Source organism: Pseudomonas sp. GD03858 (assembly GCF_029840925.1).
Classification (GTDB): Bacteria; Pseudomonadota; Gammaproteobacteria; order Pseudomonadales; family Pseudomonadaceae; genus Aquipseudomonas.
Map to the genome: position 1 here is coordinate 48,218 of NZ_JAOCDM010000025.1, position 6,743 is coordinate 54,960.

Consider the following 6,743-nt stretch of genomic DNA (forward strand, 5'->3'; position numbering starts at 1 on the left):
CACCCGACATCACGGCATCACCCCCGAATCGCCCAGAAGGCCAGGTTCAGGCCGGGGAACTCGCCGGCGACGTAGAAGGCGAAGCCCCCGGAATGCTGCAACTGCTTCCAGTGCTCGCTGCCCCGGTCCAGCTCGAAGTAGGTGGAGCCGGCGTGGAACGGAATCTGCCGTGGCGCCACCGGCAGCGGCAGCAGGCCGATGCCCGGCAGCTGCAGGTTGACCAGGTCGCGGATGTGCTCCACCGAACCGATCTTGCTCTGCTGGCCGAAGCGGCTGCGCAGGGTCTCGCTGGGCACGTCGGCGCGCACCACAAGGATGAAGCTGGCGCTGTCGAGCAGGCTGCGGTCGGCGAGCATGCCGACGTGGATGCCATAGGCCTTCTCCACCAGCGGGATGGCCACGGCCTTGCTGTCGATCAACATCGACAGGGCCTCGCGCAGGGCCGCCAGCACCGGAGCGAAGGTCGCCGCCAGGTCGTCGTGCTGGTACACCGGATAGCTTTCCGGGCGGCGCCCGTCGCGGGTGAAGGTGGCGAACTCACCGGCCAGGGCCACCAGTTCGCTGTACAAGCGTTCGGGGTGCAGCGGGCTCAATTGGTTGAGGTGCTCGACCAGTGGCTGGGCACGGTTGACCAGTTGCAGCAGCATGAAGTCGGCGATCTCCGAGGCGCCGCCGTTGGCCGAGGCCACCACGCGCCCGGCCAGGGCCTCGCCGCGTTGGTGCAGCAGGCCGAGCAGCTCGCCGCGAAAGCCCGACAGCAGGTTGCTGGCGCTGATGTCGAGCAGTGGCGCAATGTAGCTGTCGTCCAGCACCAGGGCGCGATCGGCGCGCTTCTCGCGCACGCGCACGACGCCCAGCGCGGCGTAGTCGCTCAGGCCATCCTCGGCACGCAGCAGGCGCAAGGCGCGGCTGCCCAGGGCCAGGGGCGCGCGGTTCTCGAACGGGGCATTGTCGTCGCGCACTTCGCTGATACGGCTGACATAGCGCGCGCCATCGAGCCTGTCGCCATCATCGACGGTATCGCGGGCACCGGCGCGCTTGAGCGGCAGGCCGAGGTAGATCACGCCGTTGCGCAGGTCGTCGGGAATCTCCAGCGGCGCCGGTGGCAGGTCGTCGCGGGGGATATCGAACGGCGTGCCGTCAGGCAGCAGGCCACGGGCGCTGAGGATCGCCAGCTTGCCCTGGGCCAGCAGGCCCTGGTCGACCAGCAGCTCGGAAAACCCCCAGGCGGCGGCGCTCAGTGGCCGGCTGCGGGCATCGACGAAATGCTCCAGGTAGCGGTCGTGCTGCTGGAAGTGCTGGGTGGTGATGAACATCCCTTCCGACCAGACCACGCGATTGTTCCAGGACATGGGTTCTCCGATTGCCTAGCGGGCAGGCTCAGGTTGTGGGGTGGCCACGGCGCTGCGCACGGCACGCACATCGAGGCTGATCTGATAGTCATGGGGCGGCACCGGCAGCACGCTGCGCCACTGGGCCTGGTCGACCTCGCGGTAGCCGACCACCAGGCCGACCTGGCGCGTGGCCGGGTCGAGCGGTCGCTCCAGGCGCAGTTGCTGGCCGGGCTGGAGCAGCACTTCGTCCTGGTCGATCAGGTCGGCGGCCAGGGTGGCCTGGGCGCGTTCGGTGAGGGCGAAGTAGTCAGCCCGGGCGAAGGCCGCGCTGTTCTTCAGCTCGTAGATGCGCACGCGCACCGGCGCGGGCGTGCCGCTGGCGCCTGGGTTGAGGCCAGCGGCGGCGCTGAAGTACAGGGTGATGCCCGCGGCGGCCTCGACGGGGGCGGCCTCGTTCGGCGTGTCCTTGCTGCAGGCACTGAGCAGCACCATGGCCAGGGCTGCGATCAGTCGTGTTGCGCTCATGCTCGTCCTCATGACGTCTTGTGTTCTTCCTAAGCCCTGGGCACTGGCCTCAGGTGCGTTGCAATCGGCTGCCGTGGGCCTCGTAGGCGCGGCTGAATTCACGCCCGAACAGGTCCTGGAAATCGTCTTCGGCTTCCCGGGAAATCTGGCTGTAGAGTTCGGTGAACTGTTGCCAGCAATGGGCCTGGCGCGAACCGCCGAACAGCTTGGCCAGGCCGGCGGCGGGCGCCAGGCGCTCCTCCAGGCGTGACGGTTCGAAACGCTTGAGCAGGTGCTTGATGGCCGCCTCCACACCCGCCATGACCGCCAACTGGTGGGCTCGCAGGTCGTCGAAGCTGTCACGCACCGCCTGGTCCGGGGCCATGAATGCCTGGTTGCCCTCGCGCAGCAGCAACAGCAGGGCTTCGTCGGCGTTGGGGGCGAACTTCAGCGGGTTGTTGCGCACCGGGGCGATGGTGGTCTGCTGCATGCGGAACTCGCCCTTCAGGCTGCTGCGCGCACGCAGCACATCGATCAGGCCCTCGACCATCAAGCGGTAGCTGCGACCGATGGCCTCCATCTGCGCGGCGGCGTCGCTCGCGTCGATGCGCAGCTGCTCGATGCCCGCGCCGCGCAGGAACGCCTGGAGCAGCGCGTCGTGGGCGCCAGGCGCGACAGCCGACGCAACGGGCTCGGGCCGCGCAGCGACAGGCTCCGCCGGCGCCACGACCACTGCGGCCGGTGGGGCAGGTGGCGGTGTTTGGTCGAACAGGTCCCAGTCGGCCGGGATCACGCCGGGCGCGGCAGCTGCGGGCGCCGGCTCCTGCGGCGGCGCAACCGGCGCGGGTGGACGAAAGTCATGCTGCTGGGCCGGCACATGGTCAGGCTGGCTGACGGGCGGCACGCTGGACGGGCCGAGAAAATCGAACAGGTCCGGCAAGGTGTCGTGGCTCGACGCGCCCTGCAGGAAAGCGGCGGGCGCACCGGCGATGGGCGCGCTTGGAGCGGCCAGCTGATTGGCCATCAACGCTTCGAAACTGTGAACATCGGACTGCCCGGCGAGCGGCACCGACACTGCGCAATCGATCCGTGCCTGGATTTCGTAATCGCCGATTCGAATAACTTCGCCATCCATCAATGGCTCGCTGTTGCCACGCCGCAGGCGAATGCCTGCGCGGAGCAACTCCACGCCATTGGTGCTGTTATCGGTGAGATAGTAACGTCCGTCCTTGAACTGTATTACACAATGTTTCGAGGAAACTAGGCGCTCCGGATCAGGCAATACCCAATCATTATCCGCCGCGCGCCCGACACTGATGGCACCGGTTTCCAGCAACTTCTCCGGGCATTGCCCAGGGGTGATCTTGTGGTAGCTGGTAATAGTCAGGCAAAGTGCCATCATGCCTCCTTGCATATATATGAAGCGCTAATCCATTCAAATGAGTGGATGGACAAGCCCGACCCTGCTGATCGCTGAAAGCCTTGAATTCAAAGGCCTGCAAGCCATCAATCATCATCCGGAAGGTCGTATTAAACCCTATTGGCAAGGCACTTTGATGGCACCTGACCAATGGCCATGAATGCTTGCCAACTGGTTCACAGTCACTGTTCGCGGCCCGTAGCTTACCTTGACAGCAATTTGGAAATAAACCATAAATGCGCAACTTGAGAGTGCCACAGTGATATCACGCTGATATCAACTTCGCATTCTTTGACAAGTTTGTGCGCGAGTTCACATTTGCAACTTTGCGTATAGCAAGCCCTCGCCAAGGGCCGATATGGAGATCGAATTCTGGTGAACTCGCCGCTGCTGCTCGCCGCTGTTTCCGCAGACTTCCCCTGCGGCGACGACCTCGAATACGACCCCGACTTCCTGCAACTGGAACGTGATGCCCAGGGCCGTCCCGAGCGCGTGATGGGCGACGCCGTGCAAGCAGCCGAACCACCCCAGTGGCGCGACATCGAACAGACCTGCACCGGCCTGCTGCAACGCAGCAAGGACCTGCGCATCACCCATTTTCTGGTCCAGGCCAACCTCGCCCTTCACGGCCTGCCGGGCCTGGCCGCCAGCCTCGAGCTGATCCGCGATCTGCTGAGTGAATACTGGCTGCATCTGCACCCGCAGCTGGACGCCGCCGACGACAACGACCCCACCGTGCGCGTCAACGCCCTGGCCGGCCTCACCTGCGACACCAACATCGCCCTGCTGCGTGACGCCGTGCTGGTTCGCTCGCGGGCCTTCGGCCCGGTGACCCTGCGCGCCGCCCTGCATGCCGCGGGCGTGCAGCACTTCGCCAGCGAACAGCTGAGCGCCGAGGAACTGGCCGCCGCGCTGCGCGACGCCGACCCCGAGCAGCTCGCGCAGTGCCACCAGGCCCTGCAGCTGGCTCGTGACGCTCTGGACAGCATCGAAAGCCGGGTCAACGACCAGGTCGGTTCGGCCAGTGGCGTCGACTTGTCCGCCTTGCGCCAGCCGCTGCGCCAGGTTCAGCAAGTGCTGGCCGACTACAGCCCGGACGGCGCGGCGCCCGCCGGCACCGCCACGGACGAAACGGTGGCGCACGACGCCCATGAGGAGCAACAGCCCGCTCCCGTCGCCGGGCCACGCCCCACGGCACGACCCGGCGAGGTGAACAGCCGCGACGACGTGCGCCAGAGCCTCGACCGCCTGCTGCAGTACTACGCCCGCCACGAGCCCTCCAGTCCGCTGCCGGTGCTGCTGCGCCGGGCAAAGAACCTGGTCGACGCCGATTTCGCGACCATCGTCCGCGACCTGATCCCCGACGGTCTGTCGCAATTCGAGAACCTGCGCGGCCCCGAAGGCGACTGACGCCTCGACGCCGCTCAACCACCGACGCCCGCAACATGCAGAGCCGCCGTATCGGCGACCAGGAGGAACAACGTGGCGAAAGACAGCTCCCAGAAATTCATCGCGCGCAACCGTGCGCCACGGGTGCAGATCGAGTACGACGTCGAGCTGTACGGCGCCGAGAAGAAGGTCCAGCTGCCCTTCGTCATGGGCGTGCTCTCCGACCTCGCCGGCAAGCCCGCCGAACCGCTGCCGGCGGTAGCCGAGCGCAAGTTCCTGGAGGTCGACGTCGACAACTTCGACTCGCGCCTGAAGGCCATGAAGCCCCGTGTGGCGTTCAACGTGCCCAACGAACTGACCGGTGAAGGCAACCTGAGCCTGGACATCACCTTCGAGAGCATGGACGACTTCAGCCCCGCCGCCGTGGCACGCAAGGTCGATGCACTGAACCAACTGCTCGAGGCCCGCACCCAGCTGGCCAACCTGCTGACCTACATGGACGGCAAGACCGGCGCCGAGGACATCATCCTCAAGGCCATCAAGGATCCCGCCCTGCTCCAGGCCCTGGCCAGCGCGCCGAAACCCGCCGACACCGAGCCGAAGGCCTGAGGAGACAGCCCATGAACGATCCGTTGCGCGACAGCCAGGCCCCACAGGCGGCCACCCAGGACCCGAGCGAGTTCGCCAGCCTCCTGCTGCAGGAGTTCAAGCCCAAGACCGAGCGTGCCAAGGAAGCCGTCGAAAGTGCCGTGCGCACCCTCGCCGAACAGGCCCTGGCGCAGACCAACCTGGTCTCCAACGATGCCATCGGCTCGATCGAGCAGATCATCGCCGCCATCGACGCCAAGCTCACCGCCCAGGTCAACCAGATCATCCACCACGATGACTTCCAGCAGCTGGAAAGCGCCTGGCGTGGCCTGCACTACCTGGTCAACAACACCGAGAGCGACGAGCAGCTGAAGATTCGCGTGCTCAACATCTCGAAGAACGACTTGCACAAGACCCTGAAGAAGTTCAAGGGCACTGCCTGGGACCAGAGCCCGATCTTCAAGAAGCTCTACGAAGAGGAATACGGCCAGTTCGGCGGCGAGCCGTACGGCTGCCTGGTGGGCGACTACTACTTCGACCAGTCGCCACCGGACGTCGAGCTGCTGGGCGAGGTTTCGAAGGTCTGCGCCTCGATGCACGCGCCGTTCATCTCGGCGGCCTCGCCGACGGTGATGGGCATGGGCTCGTGGCAGGAGCTGTCCAACCCGCGCGACCTGACCAAGATCTTCACCACCCCGGAATACGCCGGCTGGCGCTCGCTGCGTGAATCGGAAGACGCGCGCTACATCGGCCTGACCATGCCGCGCTTCCTGGCGCGCCTGCCCTACGGCGCCAAGACCGACCCGGTGGAAGCCTTCGCCTTCGAGGAAGACACCGACGGCGCCGACAGCAGCAAGTACACCTGGGCCAACGCCGCCTACGCCATGGCGGTGAACATCAACCGCTCGTTCAAGCACTACGGCTGGTGCTCGCGCATCCGTGGCGTGGAGTCGGGCGGCGAAGTGCAGGGCCTGCCGGCGCACACCTTCCCCACCGACGACGGTGGCGTGGACATGAAGTGCCCGACCGAGATCGCCATCTCCGACCGCCGCGAGGCGGAGCTGGCCAAGAACGGTTTCATGCCGCTGCTGCACAAGAAGAACACCGACTTCGCCGCGTTCATCGGCGCCCAGTCGCTGCAGAAGCCGGCCGAGTACGACGACCCGGACGCCACCGCCAACGCCAACCTGGCCGCGCGTCTGCCGTACCTGTTCGCCACCTGCCGCTTCGCCCATTACCTCAAGTGCATCGTTCGCGACAAGATCGGCTCGTTCAAGGAAAAGGACGAGATGCAGCGCTGGCTGCAGGACTGGATCCTCAACTACGTCGACGGCGACCCGGCGCACTCCACCGAGACCACCAAGGCCCAGCACCCGCTGGCGGCCGCCGAAGTGGTGGTCGAGGAAGTCGAAGGCAACCCGGGTTACTACAACTCGCGCTTCTACCTGCGCCCGCACTACCAGCTCGAAGGGCTGACCGTGTCGCTGCGCCTGGTGTCGAAGCTGCCT

The 6,743-nt window shown here is 66.1% G+C and carries 6 protein-coding genes; 3 read left to right on the forward strand and 3 right to left on the reverse strand.

Annotation, left to right across the window (positions count from 1 at the left end; genetic code table 11):
• Positions 1–17: 17 nt before the first annotated feature.
• Genes tssK through tagH form a run of 3 tightly spaced genes read right to left on the reverse strand, consistent with a single transcriptional unit; the run spans position 18 to position 3,237 of the window.
• Complete coding sequence (tssK, locus tag N5D48_RS09740; protein WP_279883554.1) at positions 18–1,352, reverse strand: type VI secretion system baseplate subunit TssK; 1,335 nt, start codon at positions 1,350–1,352, stop codon at positions 18–20.
• A gap of 15 nt (positions 1,353–1,367) precedes the next feature.
• On the reverse strand, positions 1,368–1,859 hold the full coding sequence (gene tssJ, locus N5D48_RS09745; protein ID WP_279883557.1) for a type VI secretion system lipoprotein TssJ: 492 nt from the start codon (positions 1,857–1,859) through the stop codon (positions 1,368–1,370).
• Between the two features lie 49 nt (positions 1,860–1,908).
• The gene (gene tagH / locus N5D48_RS09750) at positions 1,909–3,237 is read right to left on the reverse strand and encodes a type VI secretion system-associated FHA domain protein TagH (RefSeq protein ID WP_279883559.1); all 1,329 of its coding nucleotides are present in this window, start codon (positions 3,235–3,237) and stop codon (positions 1,909–1,911) included.
• 396 nt (positions 3,238–3,633) lie between these two features.
• Here tagH and tssA point away from each other — a divergent pair, with 396 nt between their 5' ends.
• The 3 genes from tssA to tssC form a co-directional block, all read left to right on the forward strand.
• Entirely contained in the window at positions 3,634–4,668 is a 1,035-nt protein-coding gene (gene tssA / locus N5D48_RS09755) for a type VI secretion system protein TssA (RefSeq protein ID WP_279883561.1), read from the forward strand.
• A 72-nt stretch (positions 4,669–4,740) separates the two neighbouring features.
• On the forward strand, positions 4,741–5,256 hold the full coding sequence (gene tssB / locus N5D48_RS09760; RefSeq protein ID WP_217851092.1) for a type VI secretion system contractile sheath small subunit: 516 nt from the start codon (positions 4,741–4,743) through the stop codon (positions 5,254–5,256).
• An 11-nt stretch (positions 5,257–5,267) separates the two neighbouring features.
• Positions 5,268–6,743, forward strand: a 1,476-nt coding sequence (gene tssC, locus N5D48_RS09765) for a type VI secretion system contractile sheath large subunit (protein WP_279883565.1), incomplete at its 3' end; no start/stop codon positions are given.

What these genes read in the sequence shown, in the direction of transcription:
- tssK (WP_279883554.1), bottom strand. Translation starts at nt 1,352, where the DNA reads ATGTCCTGGAACAATCGCGTGGTCTGGTCGGAAGGGATGTTCATCACC.
- tssJ (WP_279883557.1), bottom strand. Translation starts at nt 1,859, where the DNA reads ATGAGCGCAACACGACTGATCGCAGCCCTGGCCATGGTGCTGCTCAGT.
- tagH (WP_279883559.1), bottom strand. Translation starts at nt 3,237, where the DNA reads ATGGCACTTTGCCTGACTATTACCAGCTACCACAAGATCACCCCTGGG.